Annotated in this window: 16 protein-coding genes and 1 tRNA gene; 14 read left to right on the plus strand and 3 right to left on the minus strand. The window is 76.5% G+C overall.

All coding sequences use genetic code 11. From position 1 onward, the window contains the following. From FS882_RS18680 to FS882_RS18735, 13 genes are all read left to right on the plus strand, one after another. Positions 1–3107 (plus strand): ribonuclease E/G (locus tag FS882_RS18680; RefSeq protein ID WP_158375417.1); only part of this gene is annotated, 3107 nt, incomplete at its 5' end. Positions 3108–3374: 267 nt separating this feature from the next. After that, a complete protein-coding gene (rplU, locus tag FS882_RS18685; protein WP_203670265.1) occupies positions 3375–3683 on the plus strand; it encodes a 50S ribosomal protein L21 in 309 nt (102 codons plus the stop codon). 63 nt (positions 3684–3746) lie between these two features. After that, complete coding sequence (rpmA, locus tag FS882_RS18690) at positions 3747–4001, plus strand: 50S ribosomal protein L27 (protein WP_147796066.1); 255 nt, start codon at positions 3747–3749, stop codon at positions 3999–4001. A gap of 88 nt (positions 4002–4089) precedes the next feature. Beyond that, positions 4090–5601 carry a GTPase ObgE gene (obgE, locus tag FS882_RS18695; RefSeq protein ID WP_158375418.1) on the plus strand — a complete coding sequence of 504 codons (1512 nt, stop codon included), beginning with the start codon at positions 4090–4092 and terminating at the stop codon, positions 5599–5601. 224 nt (positions 5602–5825) lie between these two features. After that, complete coding sequence (proB, locus tag FS882_RS18700) at positions 5826–6974, plus strand: glutamate 5-kinase (protein ID WP_158375420.1); 1149 nt, start codon at positions 5826–5828, stop codon at positions 6972–6974. Positions 6975–7059: 85 nt separating this feature from the next. Further along, on the plus strand, positions 7060–8397 hold the full coding sequence (locus tag FS882_RS18705) for a glutamate-5-semialdehyde dehydrogenase (RefSeq protein ID WP_158375422.1): 1338 nt from the start codon (positions 7060–7062) through the stop codon (positions 8395–8397). Between the two features lie 72 nt (positions 8398–8469). Beyond that, positions 8470–8625: a hypothetical protein gene (locus tag FS882_RS21185; RefSeq protein WP_168217004.1), complete on the plus strand. Its 156-nt coding sequence runs from the start codon at positions 8470–8472 to the stop codon at positions 8623–8625. Positions 8626–8650: 25 nt separating this feature from the next. Continuing rightward, positions 8651–9253, plus strand: a complete 603-nt coding sequence (gene nadD / locus FS882_RS18710) for a nicotinate-nucleotide adenylyltransferase (protein ID WP_158375424.1) — start codon at positions 8651–8653, stop codon at positions 9251–9253. A 46-nt stretch (positions 9254–9299) separates the two neighbouring features. Then, complete coding sequence (locus tag FS882_RS18715) at positions 9300–11135, plus strand: hypothetical protein (RefSeq protein WP_158375426.1); 1836 nt, start codon at positions 9300–9302, stop codon at positions 11133–11135. 38 nt (positions 11136–11173) lie between these two features. Continuing rightward, the gene (rsfS, locus tag FS882_RS18720; RefSeq protein WP_158375428.1) at positions 11174–11569 is read left to right on the plus strand and encodes a ribosome silencing factor; all 396 of its coding nucleotides are present in this window, start codon (positions 11174–11176) and stop codon (positions 11567–11569) included. Next, positions 11566–12261, plus strand: a complete 696-nt coding sequence (locus tag FS882_RS18725) for a histidine phosphatase family protein (protein WP_158375430.1) — start codon at positions 11566–11568, stop codon at positions 12259–12261. The genes rsfS and FS882_RS18725 overlap by 4 nt, the downstream gene beginning before the upstream one ends. Before the next feature lie 87 nt (positions 12262–12348). Beyond that, positions 12349–12421, plus strand: a tRNA-Ala gene (locus tag FS882_RS18730). A gap of 105 nt (positions 12422–12526) precedes the next feature. Beyond that, complete coding sequence (locus FS882_RS18735; protein ID WP_158375432.1) at positions 12527–13045, plus strand: GNAT family N-acetyltransferase; 519 nt, start codon at positions 12527–12529, stop codon at positions 13043–13045. Positions 13046–13091: 46 nt separating this feature from the next. On the opposite strand, the gene FS882_RS18740 is transcribed toward FS882_RS18735, so the two are convergent. From FS882_RS18740 to FS882_RS18750, 3 genes are read right to left on the minus strand one after another with little or no spacing between them, the layout of a single operon-like run. Beyond that, positions 13092–15080, minus strand: coding sequence for a YjhG/YagF family D-xylonate dehydratase (locus tag FS882_RS18740; protein ID WP_158375434.1), 1989 nt, complete (start codon positions 15078–15080; stop codon positions 13092–13094). After that, the gene (locus FS882_RS18745) at positions 15077–15970 is read right to left on the minus strand and encodes a dihydrodipicolinate synthase family protein (protein ID WP_158375436.1); all 894 of its coding nucleotides are present in this window, start codon (positions 15968–15970) and stop codon (positions 15077–15079) included. Before FS882_RS18745 ends, FS882_RS18740 begins: the two co-directional genes overlap by 4 nt. 5 nt (positions 15971–15975) lie before the next feature. Beyond that, positions 15976–17952 (minus strand): DUF1565 domain-containing protein, encoded by a 1977-nt coding sequence (locus FS882_RS18750; RefSeq protein WP_158375438.1) that lies wholly within the window; start codon positions 17950–17952, stop codon positions 15976–15978. Between the two features lie 164 nt (positions 17953–18116). Between FS882_RS18750 and FS882_RS18755 the strand changes: the two genes are divergently transcribed. Further along, complete coding sequence (locus tag FS882_RS18755; protein WP_158375440.1) at positions 18117–19166, plus strand: LacI family DNA-binding transcriptional regulator; 1050 nt, start codon at positions 18117–18119, stop codon at positions 19164–19166. The last annotated feature ends 17 nt before the right edge of the window (positions 19167–19183 follow it).

A 19183-nucleotide genomic window follows, 5' to 3' on the forward strand; every position in this document is an offset into this window, starting at 1 on the left:
CGCCGGCCGCTACCGCCGCGCCGGCGCGCCGGTCGCGCCGCGCCACCCGCCCGGCCGGTGCCGGCGCCACCCCGGCCGCCGCGCCGGAGCAGCCCGCCGCGCCGGTGCAGTCCGCCGCCCCGCAGGCGGCCGCCGTGCCGGCCGCCGTCGAGGCCGCCCCCGTCGAGGAGCCGGTCGAGGCCGACGAGGACGCCGTCATCGAGCAGCCCGAGGACGAGCAGGTCGCCGAGGCGGTCGAGCAGGCCGAGGAGACGTCGGCAGCCGCGCCGGAGAGCCGCCTGGACGTGCTCGCCGAGCTCGGCCGCACCCAGCCCGCCGCCGAGCGCGAGCCGCGCCGCTCGCGGGGCCGCCGGTCCGGCAGCCGCAGGGCCGGCGCACCCGAGGCCGCCGCCGCGGACGGCGCCGAGCAGCAGGCGGCCCCCGCCGAGCGGCCCGCCCCCGCCGAGACGTCCGCCCCCGCCGAGCAGCCCGCCGCCGCGACGCCCGCGGCCGAGCGGCCCGCCGCGCAGCAGCGGGGCGGCGGCCAGAAGCCCGCCGACCAGGACCGCGCGGCCTCCGCGCGCCTCGCCACGACGGCCCTGCTGTTCCAGGCGCCCGAGGCCCCGCGCCGCCGGCGCCGCGCCCAGGCGCCGTCGGGCTCGCCCGAGGCGATCTCCGCCGCGGCGCAGGCCGACCTCGAGGCCGCGCCGGCCGCCGAGGCCGCCGCCGACGCCGTCGAGGCCGCGCAGGAGGTGCCCGCCGAGGAGCAGGCCGCCCCGTCTCGCCGCCGCGGCCGCCGTGGGCGCTCGCGGGCCGAGCGGGCCGAGTCCGCCGAGGTCGTCGAGGAGAGCACCGACGCCGTCGAGGCCGAGGACGCCGCCGCGGTCGAGGCGGCTGCCGCCGCCGAGTCCGACGAGGATGCCGAGGAGGCCGCCGCCGAGCGGGCCGACGACGAGGGTGACGAGGGCGCCCCGCGCCGCCGCCGGCGCCGGGGTGGCCGGGGCCGCCGCTCGCGCGGGGGCTCCGACGGCGACCAGGCCGAGGACGACGCCGACCAGACCGAGGACGGCGACGAGCCCGCGGAGGACGCCGAGGACCGCGAGGACGAGGCCGACGAGCAGGCCGAGGGCGACGAGCAGGGCGGCAGCAGCCGCCGTCGCCGTCGCCGCCGCCGCTCGGGCCGCGGGGGCGGGGACGACGCGGGCGAGCCGCAGCAGCAGTCGTCGCGCCGGTCCTCGTCGCGGGGCGGGGACGAGGTCACCGCGCTGCGCGGGTCGACCCGCCTGGAGGCCAAGCGCCAGCGCCGCCGCGAGGGCCGCGACGCGGGCCGTCGCCGCCAGATCATCACCGAGGCCGAGTTCCTGGCCCGCCGCGAGTCGGTCGAGCGCTCGATGGTCGTGCGCGAGGCCGGCGGCAAGACGCAGATCGCCGTGCTCGAGGACGGCGTCCTGGTCGAGCACTACGTGTCCCGCCAGGCGCAGGTCTCGATGGCCGGCAACGTCTACCTGGGTCGCGTGCAGAACGTGCTGCCGAGCATGGAGGCGGCGTTCGTCGACGTGGGGAAGGGCCGCAACGCCGTGCTCTACGCCGGCGAGGTCAACTGGGACGCCGCGGGGCTCGACGGGGGGCAGCCGCGCCGCATCGAGCAGGCGCTCAAGTCCGGCGACCCGGTGCTGGTCCAGGTCACGAAGGACCCGATCGGCCACAAGGGCGCCCGCCTGACGTCGCAGATCACCCTGGCCGGCCGCTACCTCGTGTACGTGCCCGGCGGCGGCATGACCGGCATCAGCCGCAAGCTGCCCGAGCCCGAGCGCGCCCGCCTGAAGAAGATCCTGCGCGAGGTCGTCCCCGACTCCGCCGGCGTCATCGTGCGCACGGCCGCCGAGGGGGCCTCCGAGGAGGAGCTGCGCGCCGACATCGCCCGCCTGCAGTCGCAGTGGGAGGCGATCGAGAAGAAGTCGAAGACCGCGAACGCGCCGGCGCTGCTCCAGGGCGAGCCGGACCTCGCGATCCGCGTGGTCCGCGACATCTTCAACGACGACTTCTCGTCCCTGGTCGTCCAGGGCGACGAGGCGTGGTCGACGATCTCGGGCTACATCGGCGAGCTCGCCCCGGACCTGGCCGAGAAGGTCTCGAAGTACACCGGCACCGGCGACGTGTTCGCGGACCACCGCGTGGACGAGCAGCTCGCCAAGGGCATGGACCGCAAGGTCTGGCTGCCCTCGGGCGGCTCGCTGGTCATCGACCGCACCGAGGCCATGACGGTCGTCGACGTCAACACCGGCAAGTTCACCGGCGCCGGCGGCACGCTCGAGGAGACCGTCACCCGGAACAACCTGGAGGCCGCGGAGGAGATCGTCCGCCAGCTCCGGCTCCGGGACATCGGCGGCATCATCGTCATCGACTTCATCGACATGGTGCTCGAGTCGAACCGCGACCTGGTGCTGCGCCGCCTCGTCGAGTGCCTGGGCCGGGACCGGACCAAGCACCAGGTGGCCGAGGTCACCTCGCTCGGCCTGGTGCAGATGACCCGCAAGCGGGTCGGCCAGGGCCTGGTCGAGGCGTTCTCCGAGACCTGCGAGCACTGCAACGGCCGCGGGTTCATCGTGCACGCCGAGCCGGTGGAGAAGCACAACCACAAGCCGGAGGCGGGTGCGCCCCAGCAGCCGGCCGAGAACGGCGGCGAGGCCAAGAAGCCGCGGCGCAAGCGCGGCGGCGCCAAGGAGCAGACGCCCGCGCCGGCCGCGGCCCCGGCCGTGCCGGTGCTGCCGGAGGCCCGCGACGCGGTGAAGGCCACGCTCGCGACGATCGCGGCCGCCGCGGCGCACGCCCACGCGCACGACGGCGAGGAGCACGCGGCGCACGCCGCGGCGGGGGAGCAGGCCGCCCAGGCCGCCCCCGAGGCCGCGCCGTCGGCCGCCGCGGACGACGCGGTCGCGGACGGCCACGCCGAGGCCAAGCCCGCGCTCGACGTGCTCGCCGCGCTCGGCGACCTCGCCGCGCGCACCCCGGAGCAGCCCGCCGAGGCCCCCGCCGCCGGGGAGCCCCACCTCGAGCTGACCCCGGTCGACCCGGGCCTGTTCGAGCTGCCCGAGGCCGAGTCCGACCCCGAGGACGACGCGTCCTGACCGTTCCGGTGGCCCCCCGCCCGGGTGCGGGGGGCCACCGGGACGCGGTTTGACCCTCTCGGAGGGTCTGCGTATCCTTGAACGTCGGTGCGCTCTGATGGTGAGCCCGGTTGACCCGGGGTCGCTGCGCAGAGGCACCGTTCGTGCGTGACGCCCCAGCGGCGCCGACCTCCCGAGCTCCGCGGCCACCGCGGTGGCGCGCCGGGACCGGCAGCAGGGCGGGGCGCCCCTGAACCTGAAGTTCGACGAGCAGAGATGAGCAGCAACGTGGTGTACGCGATCGTGAAGGCCGGCGGCCGCCAGGAGAAGGTCGCCGTCGGCGACGTCGTCGTCGTCGACCGGCTCGCGGCCGCGGCCGGCGAGACCGTCGAGCTGCCCGCGCTCCTCCTCGTCGACGGCACCGCCGTGACGTCGGACGCCGCGGCGCTCGCCAAGATCAAGGTCACCGCGGAGGTCGTCCGGGACGAGAAGGGCCCGAAGATCGACATCCTGCGGTACAAGAACAAGACCGGCTACCGCCGCCGCCAGGGCCACCGTCAGGCGCTCACCCGCCTCAAGGTCACCGGCATCAAGTGACCTCGCGGGCCTGCCGGCCCGTGACTCCTCCCGTAGACAGCACCGCAGGAAAGCAGGCCTGAGATGGCACACAAGAAGGGCGCGAGCTCCTCGCGCAACGGTCGTGACTCCAACGCCCAGCGTCTCGGCGTCAAGCGCTTCGGCGGCCAGGTCGTCAACGCCGGCGAGATCATCGTCCGCCAGCGCGGCACGCACTTCCACCCCGGCGTGAACGTCGGCCGTGGCGGCGACGACACCCTGTTCGCGCTCGCCGCCGGTGCGGTGCAGTTCGGCACCCGTCGTGGCCGCAAGGTCATCGACATCGTGACGGCGGGCTGACACCGCCGCACCCCAGCACGCTGGCCGGAGGGGCGCACCGCACGACGCGGTGCGCCCCTCCGTCCGTCCAGGAAGGAACCACCCGCACATGGCCGCGTTCGTCGACCGAGTCGTCCTCCACGCCAGCGGCGGTGACGGCGGCCACGGCTGCGCGTCCATCCACCGCGAGAAGTTCAAGCCGCTCGCCGGCCCCGACGGCGGCAACGGCGGCAACGGCGGCAGCGTCATCCTGGTCGTCGACCCGCAGGTCACCACCCTGCTCGACTACCACCACGCGCCGCACCGGCACGCCCCGTCCGGCACCCAGGGCATGGGCGACCACCGGCAGGGCTCGACCGGCCAGGACCTGGTCCTGCCCGTCCCGGACGGCACCGTCGTGAAGTCGACCGACGGCGAGGTGCTCGCCGACCTGGTGGGCGCCGGCGCCACGTTCGTCGTCGCCGAGGGCGGCCACGGCGGGCTCGGGAACGCCGCACTGTCGTCGCCGCGCCGCAAGGCCCCGGGCTTCGCCCTGCTCGGCGAGCCCGGCGACGCCCGCGACGTGGTCCTCGAGCTCAAGACGATCGCCGACGTCGCGCTCGTCGGCTTCCCCAGCGCGGGCAAGTCGTCGCTGGTCGCCGCGATGTCGGCCGCCCGGCCGAAGATCGCCGACTACCCGTTCACCACCCTGGTGCCGAACCTCGGCGTCGTGCAGGCCGGCGACGCCCGGTACACCGTGGCCGACGTCCCGGGCCTCATCCCGGGGGCGAGCGAGGGCAAGGGCCTCGGCCTGGAGTTCCTGCGGCACGTCGAGCGGTGCGCCGTCCTGGTGCACGTCCTCGACTGCGCGACGCTCGAGCCGGGCCGCGACCCGCTCACCGACCTCGACGTCATCGAGGCCGAGCTCGCCGCCTACGCCGGCGACATCGGCATCGAGGGCGGCCGGGTGCCGCTCACCGAGCGCCCGCGCATGGTCGTGCTGAACAAGATCGACGTCCCCGAGGCCCGCGAGCTCGCGGACCTGGTGCGGCCCGACCTGGAGGCCCGTGGCCTGCAGGTGTTCGAGATCTCGACCGCGAGCCACGAGGGCCTGCGCCCGCTGACGTTCGCGCTGGCCGAGGTCGTCGAGCGGGCCCGCCGCGAGGCGCCGGCGCCCGAGGCCACCCGCGTCGTGCTGCGGCCGAAGGCGGTCGACGAGGCCGGGTTCACGGTCGCGCGCCGGCAGGACGGCGACCACGAGTACTTCCAGGTCCGCGGCACCAAGCCCGAGCGCTGGGTCCGGCAGACCGACTTCGCGAACGACGAGGCCGTGGGCTACCTCGCCGACCGGCTGGCCCGGCTCGGCGTCGAGGAGAAGCTGCTCAAGGCGGGCGCGGTCGCCGGTGCCGAGGTCGTCATCGGCGACGGGCCGAGCGCCGTCGTCTTCGACTGGGAGCCGACGCTGATGACCGGCTCCGAGCTGCTCGGCGGCCCCCGCGGCTCCGACGCGCGCCTGGAGGACCAGAGCCGGCCGACCCGCGGGCAGAAGCGCCAGGAGTACAAGGAGCGCATGGACGCCAAGGCGGAGGCGCGCGCGGAGCTGTGGACCGAGCGCGAGGCCGGCCTCTGGCGCGAGGACTGACGCCGGGCGCCAGCCCGGCCCAGCCCAGCCCGGCCCGCCCCAGCCCCAGCGCCGCCCCCCCGGCCCCGGTCCCCACCCCGCCGCGACCCCCGTTCCCGCACCGAGTGGATCCCTTCGCACGGACACGCCCCGGCGTGTCGGGGCGAGTGGATCCATCCGGCCGGGCGGACAGACCGTCCCGGTCCGCGAGCGGCCGCCGCCACGGACCCCGGACGCGGGGGATGATGCTCCCCGTGAGTGCCGCCGCCCTGTCCGACCGCCGCCTGCTGCCCGAGGTCCGCCGCGTGGTGGTCAAGGTCGGCTCCTCGTCGCTGACGGACGGCACCGGCAAGCTCGACCCCGCCCGGCTGCGCGCGCTCGTCGACGTGCTCGCCGACCGGGTGAACGGCGGCCACCAGGTCGTCCTGGTGTCGTCCGGCGCGATCGCGACCGGCATGGACCCGCTCGGCCTCGCGCAGCGCCCCCGGGACCTCGCCACCCAGCAGGCGGCGGCGTCCGTGGGGCAGGGGCTGCTGGTCGCGCACTACACCCGCGCGTTCCACGAGCACGGGCTGAGGGTCGGCCAGGTGCTGCTCACCGCCGACGACACGATGCGCCGCACGCAGTACCGGAACGCGCAGCGCGCGCTGGAGCGGCTGCTGGACCTCGGCATCGTGCCGATCGTCAACGAGAACGACACCGTCGCCACGGACGAGATCCGGTTCGGCGACAACGACCGGCTCGCCGCGCTGGTGTCCCACCTGGTCCACGCCGACGCCATGGCGCTGCTGACGGACGTCGACGGCCTGTACACCGGGCCGCCGGACCGCGAGGGCTCGCGCCGCATCGCCGAGGTGCGCGGACCGAAGGACCTGGACGGGATCGACGTGTCCGCGCGCGGGTCCCGGGTCGGCACCGGCGGCATGGTGACCAAGCTGGAGTCGGTGGCGATCGCGACGGCGTCCGGCGTGCCCGTCGTGCTGACCTCCGCCGCCCAGGTCGCGCCGGCGCTGGCAGGCGAGGACGTCGGCACCTGGTTCGCCGCCACCGGCAAGCGCGCCTCGACCCGCCTCATGTGGCTGGCGTACGCCGCGCGCACGCACGGGCGCCTCGTGCTGGACGACGGCGCGGTGAAGGCCGTCGTCGAGCGGGGCAAGTCCCTGCTGCCGGCCGGGGTCACCGCGGTCGAGGGGGAGTTCGAGGCCGGCGACCCGGTCGAGGTCGTCGCCGCCGACGGCACGGTGGTGGCCCGCGGGCTGGTCGCGTACTCGTCGCAGGAGGCGCCCGAGATGCTCGGCCGCAGCACCTCCGAGCTCCGGGACGCCCTGGGGGAGGGCTACGACCGCGAGCTCGTGCACCGCGACGACCTCGTGCTGGTGCGCCGCCGGCGCTGAGCGCCGCCGGTCCGGCCCGGCGCCGTCCGGGTCGCGCACTGAGACGCCCGCCGGGTGCCCGCCGGTCCGGGACTAGGCTGGCACGATGACCACCTCGCTCGACGCCCCGGCCACGGACGGGGCCCAGCCCTCCGCCGTGCCCGCCGCGCCGTCGGCCGACGACGTCACCGCCCAGGTGCTCGCCGTGGCCCGGCGCGCCAAGGAGGCGTCCCGCGCCCTGGCCGTCGCCACCCGCGGGACCAAGGACGCGGCGCTGCACGCGCTCGCCGACGCCCTCGTCGCGCACGCGGCCGCGATCGTGGCCGCCAACGCCGAGGACCTGGAGCGCGGCCGCGCCGACGGCCTCCCGGACGGCCTGCTCGACCGGCTCGCGCTGACCCCGGCGCGGATCGACGCCATCGCCGACGCCCTGCGCGAGGTCGCGGCGCTGCCCGACCCGGTCGGCGAGGTCGTCCGCGGCTCGACCCTGCCGAACGGCCTGCGGATGCGCCAGGTGCGCGTGCCGATGGGCGTCGTCGGGATGATCTACGAGGCGCGTCCCAACGTCACCGTCGACGCCGTGGGCCTGACGCTCAAGAGCGGCAACGCGGTCGTGCTCCGTGGCGGCTCGGCGGCGGCCCGCAGCAACGCCGTGATCGTCGACGTGCTGCGCGCCGCGCTCGAGGCGCAGGGCCTGCCCGCGGACCTCGTGCAGTCGGTCGACGCCTGGGGCCGCGCCGGCGGCGTCGCGCTCATGCACGCGCGCGGGCTCGTCGACGTGCTCGTGCCGCGGGGCGGCGCCGGACTCATCCAGACCGTCGTCCGCGAGGCCACCGTGCCCGTCATCGAGACGGGCGTCGGCAACGTGCACGTCTACGTCGACGCCACCGCCGACCCGGCCGTCGCGCTGCCGATCCTGCTCAACGCCAAGACCCAGCGCGTCGGCGTGTGCAACGCCGCCGAGACGCTGCTCGTGCACCGCGACGCGGCGGACGCGTTCCTGCCGTCCGCGCTGACCGCGCTCGCCGAGGCCGGGGTCACCGTGCACGGCGACGCCGCCACCGCCGCCGCGGCGCCCGCCGGGGTCGAGGTCGTCCCCGCCACCGACGAGGACTGGGCCACCGAGTACCTGTCCCTCGACCTGGCCGTCCGCGTCGTCGACGACCTCGACGCCGCCCTCGAGCACATCCGCACCTGGAGCTCCGGCCACACCGAGGCGATCGTCACCCGCGACCTCGCCGCCTCGGAGCGGTTCGTGGCCGAGGTCGACTCCGCGGCCGTCATGGTGAACGCCTCGACGCGGTTCACCGACGGCGGCCAGCTGGGGCTCGGCGCGGAGATCGGGATCTCCACCCAGAAGCTGCACGCCCGCGGGCCGATGGGACTCGGCGAGCTGACCACCACCAAGTGGGTGGTGCACGGCGACGGGCACGTGCGGCCCTGACCCCGCCTCCGGCGGGCGACCCGCCGGACGTGCGACACTTGACCCTCACTTCGACCCGTCCGGGAGGACCACGTGAACGCTGCGCTGCGCGTCGCCGAGACCGCCGCCGAGCACACGACCGAGCTGCCGTTCTCGCCCGTGGTGTTCGGCATCACCGCGTTCGGCGTGCTGCTGGCGCTGCTGCTGGTGACGTTCGCGTTCCGGAGCGTCGGCACGCGCCACGACTGAGCCACCGGCAGGGGACCCGCATCCGATGACGCAGCGACGAGCCCGGCTGGGCGTGATGGGCGGCACGTTCGACCCCATCCACCACGGCCACCTCGTCGCCGCCAGCGAGGTCGCCGCGCGGTTCGACCTCGACGAGGTCGTGTTCGTGCCCACCGGCGCCCCGTCGTTCAAGCAGGACGTCGAGGTCACGCCCGCCGAGCACCGCTACCTCATGACCGTCATCGCGACGGCGTCGAACCCGCGGTTCACCGTCAGCCGCGTCGACATCGACCGGCCCGGGCTGACCTACACCGTCGACACCCTGCGGGACCTCGCGCACGAGCGGCCTGACGCCGACCTGTACTTCATCACCGGCGCGGACGCCATCGAGCAGATCCTCACCTGGAAGGACTCGCCCGAGCTCTTCGAGCGCGCGCAGTTCGTGGCCGTGACCCGGCCCGGGCACACGCTCACGACCGACGGCCTGCCCGCCGACCGGGTCAGCCAGTGGGAGATCCCGGCGCTCGCCATCTCGTCCACCGACGTGCGCGCCCGCGCGCGCGGCGGCAAGCCCGTCTGGTACCTGGTGCCGGACGGCGTCGTCCAGTACATCGCGAAGCACGGTCTGTACCGGGGGAGCGAGTCGTGATCCACGAGATCGCCCGCTGCGCCCCCGGTCCCGAGGAGGCCCCGAGATGAGCTCGTCCGGCAGCCCGCTGACCCGACGGGAGCTGCGGGAGCGCGAGGCCGCGCGGCTCGCGGAGCAGGAGCGCGCGGCCGCGGCGCCGCCCGCCGCCGCACCCGAGGCCGCCCGGGCGACCCCGGCGCGCGGCACGCAGCGGGCGCCGGGGGCGTCGCCGGCGTCGACGTCGCGGGCGACCCCGGCACCGCAGTCGACCCCCGCGTCGCAGCCCACCCCGGCGTCGCAGCCCACCCCGGCGTCGCAGCCGACCCCCACGGCGCAGCCGGTCCCGACCCGCACGAGCGCGTCCGCCGCCTCGCCGTCCTCGCGGCGCGCCCTGCGCAGCCAGCCCGTCTCGGCCGTCGGCCCGGACGGCTCCGCCGCGCCGTACCAGGTGCCGGGGCTCCAGCCCGAGCAGCCCGTCCGCACGCGCCGGTCCATCCGCACGTCGGACGCCCCGCGGCCCGACGCGGCGCAGCCCGGCGCGACCGGCGCCGCGGCCCCGCGGACGACCGCCGCGAGCGGCTCCGGTGCGGCGAGCGGCTCGGGTGCCCACGGAGCCGGGGCGCGGGCCGCCGGCACGCCGGCCGCCGGCGCGGGCTCCGCTCGGACGGCCGAGCCCACCGCGGCGCCGCGCGTGCCCGACCTCTGGGCCGCTGCGCAGCGCGACGCGGGCGGATCCGGCGCCCCGGCGACCGGTGCGGCCGAGCAGCCGACGCGCCCCGCGCCCACGCGTTCCTCGGGACGCCGGCCGCCGACCGGCGCTGCGCCGGCCGGCGGCGCGACGGGTCCCGCCGCTGCCGTGACCGGTTCCGCCGCTCCCGCGACGGGCCAGGGCGGCGCGCCCGCGCCGTGGGCCCGCACCGGGACGACCGCGGCCGCGGCCGGCGGGTCGACCACCCCCGCCGCCGCGCCGGGGGGCCGCGCCGCCTCCCGGTCGGCGCAGGGGGTCCCCGGGCAGGTCGTCCCCGGCCAGGCGGTGCCCGGGCAGGGGACCGCGCCGCACCGCCCGTCGGCGACCCCCGGCGCGGACCAGCCCGCCGGGCGGACCGCGGCGAGTGCGCCCGGCCGCGCGTGGCCCTCGACCGCCGCCCCCGGGTCCGCGACCGCCGCCGGGCCATCGACCGGCACCGGGGCCGGCCCCGCCGCGTCCCGGGCCGCCCTGTCCACCGGTGCCGCTCCGGCCGCCGCCGCCCCGGCCCCCGCGCAGCAGGGCGGCCCCGGCGCGCCCGCGTCCTGGACCGCCGGCGGCGCCTCCTGGCGCCCGCTCGCCGGCGACGCCGCCGCCCCGGGCGCCGGGACGGCCGGCGGCACCGGCACGTCGGCGCTCCCCGCGGTCGGCTCCGCGGCCGCCCCCGCCGCACCGGCGACGCGGGACCAGCCCGGTACCGGCCCGGGTCGCACGACGCCGGCGCGCACCACCGGGGCGCGCCCGACGCCGGCCGAGCCCGCGGCGGCCACCCCGGCGGCCGCCGCTGCCCCGACCCGGCCCGCTGCGCGCCCCGAGGCCGAGTCCGACGACGACGAGGCCCCGGTCCCGCAGTGGCAGAGCCTGCTGCGCGCGATGGCGCCCGCGCCGCTGCCCGAGGACGAGGCCGAGATCACCGACGCCACGGGCGACATGCTCCGGGGCGTCGACGCGGACGAGGAGATCGACGAGATCGACGAGCAGCCCGAGCGGCTGCGCCGCCCGCTGCCCTACACCTGGCTGCAGTGGGTGATCCTGGCGGTCGTGGCCTTCGTGCTCGGCTTCCTCGTCATCCTCGTGGCCAACACCGCCTCGAACGGCGCGGGGCCCGACGTCCCCGCCCTCGCGGCCGCGGTGCTCGACGCCGCGCCCGCACCCTGACCTGCACCACCCCATCCAGAACCACCCCGAGGAGACCCGTGTCGGCTACCGACCGCGCGATCGAGCTCACCGTTGCCGCGGCCCGCGCCGCGGCCGACCTCAAGGCCCAGGAGATCATCGCCCTCGACGTGAGCGGCCAGCTGGTGCTGACGGACGCGTTCCTGATCGCCTCCGGCACCAACGAGCGGCAGGTCGGCGCGATCGTCGACGCCGTGGAGGAGTCCCTGCACAAGCTCGGCGCCAAGCCGCTGCGCCGCGAGGGCAAGTCCGAGGGCCGGTGGGTGCTCATCGACTTCGGCGACGTCGTCGTGCACGTGCAGCACGCCGAGGACCGGACCTACTACGCCCTCGAGCGCCTGTGGAAGGACTGCCCCGTCATCGAGCTGCCGGCCGACGTGCACGGCACCCCCGAGGGCGACGAGGCGGGGGAGTGACCGCCGGGCGCGTCGTCCTCTGGCGGCACGGGCGCACCGCGCACAACGCCGCGGCGCGCCTGCAGGGCCAGTCCGACATCCCGCTCGACGAGGTGGGCGTCTGGCAGGCCGAGACGGCCGCGGCCGCGCTCGCCAGCCGGTACGCCCCGACGCGGATCATCGCCTCCGACCTCGGCCGCGCGCGGTCGACGGCGGAGGCGCTGTCCGCGCGCACCGGCCTGCCCGTGCACACCGACGCGCGGGTCCGGGAGCGCTCGTTCGGCGACTGGGAGGGGATGACCTCGGCGGAGATCGCCGAGCGCTGGCCCGAGCAGCACGCCGCCTGGCGTGCGGGCCGCGAGCCCGAGCGCGTCGGCGCCGAGACCCGCGCCGAGGTCCAGGCCCGCATGGTCGCGGCGATCGCCGACCAGGCCGGGGCCCTCGAGTCCGACGACACCCTCGTGGTCGTGTCCCACGGCGCCGCGATCACCCTCGGCCTCGTCGGGCTGCTCGGGCTGCCCGCGGAGTGGAAGGGCGTCTCCGGCATGTCCAACGCCCACTGGGCCGAGGTCCAGCCCGGCCGCCCCGGCTCCGGCCTGGCGTGGCGGCTGGAGGCCCTGAACGTCGGCCCGGTGCACGCGTCCTCCGACTGGAACGCGGGCCCGGACCGGGCGGAGCACGGCATGGACGAGGAGGTCCGCGACCCGGCCTGACCAGCCGATTCGCATCTTCCGCCCGGTTCGATTAGAGTTCAGGACGCCCGCTCAGCGGGACGGGAGAGGGCCGGAAGGCCTGATCACGGGGCTGTGGCGCAGCTGGTAGCGCACCTGCATGGCATGCAGGGGGTCAGGGGTTCGAATCCCCTCAGCTCCACAACGGAAGCGGGCGAGAGCGGAAGCTCTCGCCCGCTTCGTCGTTCCCGGCCGTCGCCGCGCGGCCGATCGTGGTCGTACAGCTCGAGCGGGGGGCGGGGCAGGGATGACTCAGCGCGACGTCGTCGTCCGCGATGCCGTGGGGGACGACGTGAGGCCGATCTGCGCGTTCGGCGCGACCCACGTGCCGCCGCACTACGCGCCGTTGATCGGTGCCGCAGCCGCACACCGGCAGGTGGTGCGCTGGTGGGGCGAGGCGCAGATCGAGACCGCGGTGTCCGACGGTCTCGTCGTCGTCGCGGAGGCGGGAGGTCGGCTCGTCGGTGTGGCGCAGCGCGGGCGACACGGTGCCGACCACGTCCTGTACAAGCTCTACCTCGACCCGGGCTCCCGCGGGCTCGGGCTCGGGCCCCGGCTGATCGAGGCCGTCATCCGACGGCTGCCGACCGACGCGAGCAGGTTGTTCGTCGAGCACGTCGCGAGCAACACGCGGGCCGGGGCGTTCTACGAACGCGAGGGCTTCGTCGTGGAGCGGGTCGAGCGGAGCGGCGCCAGCTCCGCCCTCGACGTGGTGTGGCGTGTGCGGGACCTCGAGCGCGGGGTGGAGGACCGGCCCGGCGCGTGAGGACGTCTGCGCCCGCCGGTACCGGGCGGGGACCGGTGCCACCCCGTCAGCCCTCGCCCGCCACCCCGTCCGCCCCGCCCAGCGCCGCCGTCCCGGCGCGCAGCACCTCGACGATCCGGTCCACGTCGTACACCGCCCCGCCCCACGTGCCGCCGCTGGCCTCCTGGAGCGCCGCCCACAGCCGGGTGTCGTCGGGCAGCTGCGGGTGCGGCGCGAGCCCGGGGTGCGGCTCACGGGCGGCGAGCACGCGGGCGCCCTCCTCGGGCGTGAGCGGCGCGGACGCGTCGCCGACGTAGTCGACGCTGCCCTCCAGCCCCGCGACGTCGACGCGGATCCGCACCAGGTCGCCGTCCCGGAGCCGCCCGATCGGCCCGCCGGCCAGCGCCTCGGGGCCCACGTGCCCGAGGCAGGCGCCGGTGGAGACGCCGGAGAACCGCGCGTCGGTGATCAGCGAGATGTCCCGCCCGTAGCTGAGGTGCTTGAGGGCGGAGGTCACCTGGTAGGTCTCCTCCATGCCGGTGCCCAGCGGGCCGCCGCCCATGACGACCATGACGTCGCCGGGGGCCACCTCGCGGGCCTTGATCGCGGCGATCGCCCCGGCCTCGGACGTGAACACGCGCGCCGGGCCGACGTGCTCGAACACGTCCCCGTCGAGGCGCGCCGGGTCGATGGCGGTGGACTTGATCACGGAGCCCTCGGGCGCGAGGTTGCCGGTGGGGAACGCGGTCGTCGGCATGAGCCCCCGGCGGCGGGCCGCGGGCGGGCTCATGATCACGTCGTCGGGGTCGACGCCCTCCTGGTCCCGCAGGACCTGCCGCAGGCGGGCGCGGCGCTCGCAGCCGGCCCACCAGTCCAGGACGGTGCCGAGGGTCTCGCCGGTGGCGGTGAGCGCGTCGAGGTGCAGCACGCCGAGGTCGCGCAGGTGCAGCATGACCTCGGGGGCGCCGCCGGCCAGGAACATCCGGACGGTGGGGTGCTGGACCGGGCCGTTCGGCAGCACGCTGACCAGGCGGGGGACCGCGCGGTTCACGCGCACCCAGTCCGCGACGGACGGCCGCTCCACGCCCGCGGCGTGCGCGATGGCCGGCAGGTGCAGCAGCAGGTTGGTCGAGCCGCCGATCGCCGCGTGCACCGCCATGGCGTTCTCGAACGCCTCGGGGGTGAGCACGTCCCGGGTGGTGAGCCCGAGCGAGCGCTGCCGGAGCACGGCGAGCGCCGACTGCCGCGCGACCTCGGCCCAGACCGGCTCGCCGGACGGGGCGAGGGCGGAGTGGGGGAGGGCGAGGCCGAGGGCCTCGGCGATCACCTGGCTGGTGCCGGCGGTGCCGAGGAAGTGGCAGCCGCCGCCGGGGGAGGCGCACGCCCGGCAGCCGGCCTCGGCGGCGTCCTCCAGCGAGAGCTCGCCGTTCGCGAACCGGGCGCCGATCGTCTGGACGCGCGCCAGGTCCTCGCCGCGGGTCGGGGGCAGCGTGACGCCGCCGGGCACCAGGACGGTCGGCAGGTCGTGCTGGGACGCCAGCGCCATCATCGTCGCCGGCAGGCCCTTGTCGCAGGTGGCGACGCCGACGACCGCGGACCGCGTCGGCAGCGACCGGATGAGGCGGCGCATGACCGTCGCGGCGTCGTTCCGGTACGGCAGGGAGTCGAACATGCCGGTGGTGCCCTGCGAGCGGCCGTCGCACTGGTCGGAGACGAACGTCGCGAACGGCAACCCGCCCTCGGCCGCGACGGTCTCGGCCGCCGCGCGCACCTGGTCGACCAGCTCGAAGTGCCCCGAGTGCAGCCCGAGCGCGATCGGCTCGCCGGTCTCCGACCGCAGCCCGCCGGCGGTGGACACGATCATCACCTGCGGCCCGAGCAGGTTCGCCCGGGGCCAGCCCATGCCGGCGTTCTGCGTCATGCCGAACACGTCGCCGCTCGGCGAGTCCCGCAGCGTCTGCGCGGTCAGCGGCAGCCGGCCGGACGGCCCGTCGGCGTGCGAGCGCAGGGCGTAGATGCCGTCGTGCGGCTCCAGCAGCTGCTCCCAGGACGTCACGGCAGGTCCTCGACCGTCGCCATCAGCGCCGCGAGCGCCTCGGCCTGCTCGGGGGTGGCGGGCAGGTGCGGCGCGGTCGAGTGGTGCTCGAGCCGGACGCCCCGGCCGACCATGCCCTCCTTGAGCAGCGGGAAGAACGGAGCGCCGAGCGCGTAGACGCCCATGAGCACGTCGATGCGCCGCTGCGCGGTGGCGATCGCGGCCGCGTCCCCGGAGTCGACGGCTCGCGCGTACGCGGCGCAGTACTCGGGGTACAGGTTGGCGAGGCCGCCGATCGCGCCGGCGCCGCCGGACGTCACGACGTGGTGCAGGTTCTCGTCGAACCCGGCGAACACCCGGAAGTCCGGGAACTCCGGCAGCAGCTCGGTGAGCAGCCTGCGGGTGTGGCCGACCTCGAGCACCGTGTCCTTGTAGCCGACGATGTTCGGGTGCCGGCGCAGCAGCCGGCGGGTGACCTCGGGGCTCAGGTCGTAGCCGGTGCGGGCGGGGAAGTTGTACAGGTAGAGGTCCCCGGGCACCTGGTCCGCGACCGCGGAGAAGTACGCCTCGACGGCCGCGTCCTCGAGCGCGAAGTAGTACGGGCTGACGACCATGACGGCGGGTGCCCCGGCGTCCAGCGCGTACCGGCTCAGCTCGACGGTGTCGTCCACCCGGAGGCAGCCGGTGCCCACGATCAGGTCGCCGCGCGGCAGCACGTGCTCGACGGCGAGGTCGATCAGCTCGCGCTTCTGCTCGGGCCGCAGGGCGAAGAACTCGCCGGTGCTGCCCATGAGGACGATGCCGTCGACGCCACCGTCGAGGATGTGCTCCCAGACGGCGAGGTTGCCGTCGGGGTCGAGGGACCCGTCGGCGCGGAAGGCGGTGACGGCGGGGGCGTAGAACCGGGCCACGGCGCTCACCAGACCCGGACGCGCGCGGCGCCGGCCTCGAGCCGCGCGAGCGGGCCGGGCGGGTAGCGGGTGTCGTGCCGCTTGCGGTGGCCGAGCAGGTCGACGTCCGCGACCAGGGGCGAGCCGTCGGGGTGCTCGAAGGCGGCGCCGACGAGGCGCACGTGCCCGAGGTCGGCGCCGGTGACCACGCCGAGCAGGGGCGCGGCGAGCGCGGCCGGCACGTCGTGCTCGAGGTGCACGACGTCGCCCTCGTCCACCACCCGGAACCGCGCGGGGCCGTCGACGGTCCGCGCGTCGGTCTCGTGCGCGGCGGGCCGGGCGCCGTCGGCGTAGGCGTTCGACCACAGGTAGGCGGGCTGGAGCTCGGAGTGGAACCGCGAGTGGTCCCCGGTCCCGCCGGCGCCGACGCGCTCCAGGTAGGCGTCCCACGAGGCGGGGGCGCGGTCGTACGCGTGCGTGCCGAACGACTCCGGCGGGAAGTCGTCGAGGACGAGCGGGGCGTCGGCGCCGTAGACGCCGCCGCGGGCGCCGGCGAACAGGTTCCCCGCGTACCGGTCGTCGCCGCCGTACACGAAGGCGTAGCCCGCGACCTGCGTCGAGTGCGGCACGTGGTACGGGGTCGCTCGGTCGAGGACCGGCTGCATCCGCACGGCGCCGAGGACCAGGTTGTGCAGGAACGCGGTGCCCTGGCTGAACAGCTCGATCGCGATGGGGGAGGCGAGCACGTTGTGGTCGACGGTGGCCGGGCCGTGCGCGACCTCGACGAACAGGTCGCGGAGGTTGTCGTACAGCAGGTTCCGGCTGACCCGGGCGCCCTGCGCCTGCCAGTCCAGCCAGATGCCGAGGGTGGTGTCGTGGACGCGGTTGTGCACGACGGCGACGTCGAGGGGCGCGTGCAGCTTGATGCCGGCGATCTCGTAGCCCGAGAACTCGTGCCGGGTGCCGATCCGGTGGATGTGGTTGTCCGCGATGGTGCTGAACGCGCAGCCCAGGTGGCCCACCACGCCGTTCTGGCCGCAGTCGCGGATCTCGTTGCGGCGCACGACGTGCGAGCCCACGCGCTCCCGCTCCCAACCGAGGTGCCGCGCGGTGAACACCGCTTCGATCTGGTACTGGTAGCCGGGCTTGTCGCCCCGCTCGTGCGCGAGGTTGTCCCCGGTGGCCGCGGTCGTGCCCAGCGAGACGCCCGCGCACTTCGCGTCGCGGATCAGGTTGTCCTCGATGACCCAGCCGCGGGACCAGCGCGGGCCGACGAGGCCGAGCTGGTCGGCCGTCGGCGGCGCCCACGGCGTGGCGGCCTGGGCGAGCTCGAAGCCGCGCACGGTGATGTAGTCCACGTGCGGGCGCTCGGGGGTGAACACCGAGGGCCGGACGTTCACCTCGACGAGCTCGGTGTTCGGGTCCGCGTCCTGGAAGTTGGCCCAGACGGTGGTCACGTCGTCGCCGACCTCGGCGTACCAGACGAGCACGGTGGCGTCCGGGTCGAGCAGGGGGGTGTCGAGGGCGGTCCACTGGTACCGGGCGGTGATGCGGCGGACGGGGGCGTCGACGGCCGCGCGGTCGGGCACCTCGCGCAGCGCGCGGCCCGCCAGGTACACCTCGCCGCGGTGCGCGACGGCGCCGTCGGTGGCCGGGTGCAGCCAGTCGCCGGCCACGGGCTCGGCGAACGGGTTGAGCTCGCCGAACAGGGCGTTCGGCACCGCCGCGCGCCAGGTGGTGCCGGCCTCGCGGGTCCAGCCGGTGACGACCTCGGCGCCGGTGATGACGACGTGCTCGCCGGGCGCGGCGGCGAACGTGATGCGGCGGTCGTCGGCGACGCCCCCGCGCGGTGGGCGCACCCACTCGCGGTAGGTGCCGGCGTGCACGAGCACCGTGTCGCCCGGCATCGCCGCGCGCGCGGCGCGCTGGATGGTGCGGAACGGGGTGCCGGGCGCGCCGTCGGCCCGGTCGGAGCCGCTCGGGGCGACGTGCAGCGTGGTCAACGGGCGTCCTTCGGTCGGGCCGGAGCTGGTGCGGCACCGCCCCGGATCGGAAAGACTTTCCGGCCGCGCTGCCGCTGTGCCGACCCTAGATGGCCCCCGGCGCGAGCGGAAGAGGTCGTGGCGCGGCTGGCGTGATTGGAAATCTTTTCGCTAGGCTCGCGGCCATGGATGACCACCGCCGACCGACGCTGGAGCAGGTCGCCGCCGCCGCCCGGGTGTCGACGTCCACCGCGTCCAAGGTGCTCAACGGGCGGCCCGGGATCTCCGCCGCGACCCGGCGCCGCGTCGAGGACGCGATCGAGCGGCTGGGCTACGCCCCGACGACCGGCCCGCGGGCGGGCGCCGCGCCGCTCGGCGTCGCCGTGGTGTTCCGCACGCTCGCGGACGTCTACGCGCTCCGGGTGCTGGAGGGCGTCGTCGCCTCGGCGCGCGAGCACGGGATCGAGGTGGTCGTCGACGTGCTGGACGTCGACGCGCGGGCCCCGGGCGACGACGACGCCGCGGTCCCGCTGTCGCCCGCGTGGATCCGGCGCCAGGCGGCCCGGGACCGCGCCGGCGTGGTCCTGGTGACCACCCAGCCCACGGTCGCGCAGCAGGAGCTGCTCCGCGCGCTCGGCGTGCCCACCGTGCACATCGACCCGGTAAACCCGATGGACGACTCGACCGTCTCCGTCGGCTCGACCAACTTCTCCGGCGGCGTGCAGGCCACCCGGCACCTCCTGGAGCTCGGGCACCGGCGGATCGCGTTCGCCGGCGGCGCGCCGACGTTCCTGCCGTCGGCCGAGCGGCTGCAGGGGTTCCTCAGCATGATGCGGGCCGGCGGCGGCCAGGTCGACGACGCGCTGGTGCGCGAGCAGGCGCACACCTTCGAGGCCGGGCTCGCGATCGGGGACCGGCTGCTCGAGCTGCCCGAGCCCCCGACGGCGGTGTTCGCGGCGTCCGACTCCATCGCCCTCGGCGTGCTGGCGGCCGCGCAGCGGCACGGCCTGAGCGTCCCGCAGGACCTGTCGGTGGTCGGGTTCGACGACAGCTCGGCGGCCGCGTCGTCGGCTCCGCCGCTGACCACGGTGCGGCAGCCGGTGGTCGAGATGGGCCGGGTCGCCCTGCGCACCCTGCTCCAGCTGGCCCGGGGGGAGCGGGTCGACTCGCACCACGTCCAGCTGTCCACCGCGCTCGTCGTCCGCGAGTCCACCGCGCCGCCGGCCGGCGCCTGACCGCGCCCGGGTGGCGC

Source organism: Cellulosimicrobium cellulans (assembly GCF_007679345.1).
Lineage (GTDB): Bacteria > Actinomycetota > Actinomycetes > Actinomycetales > Cellulomonadaceae > Cellulomonas > Cellulomonas cellulans_A.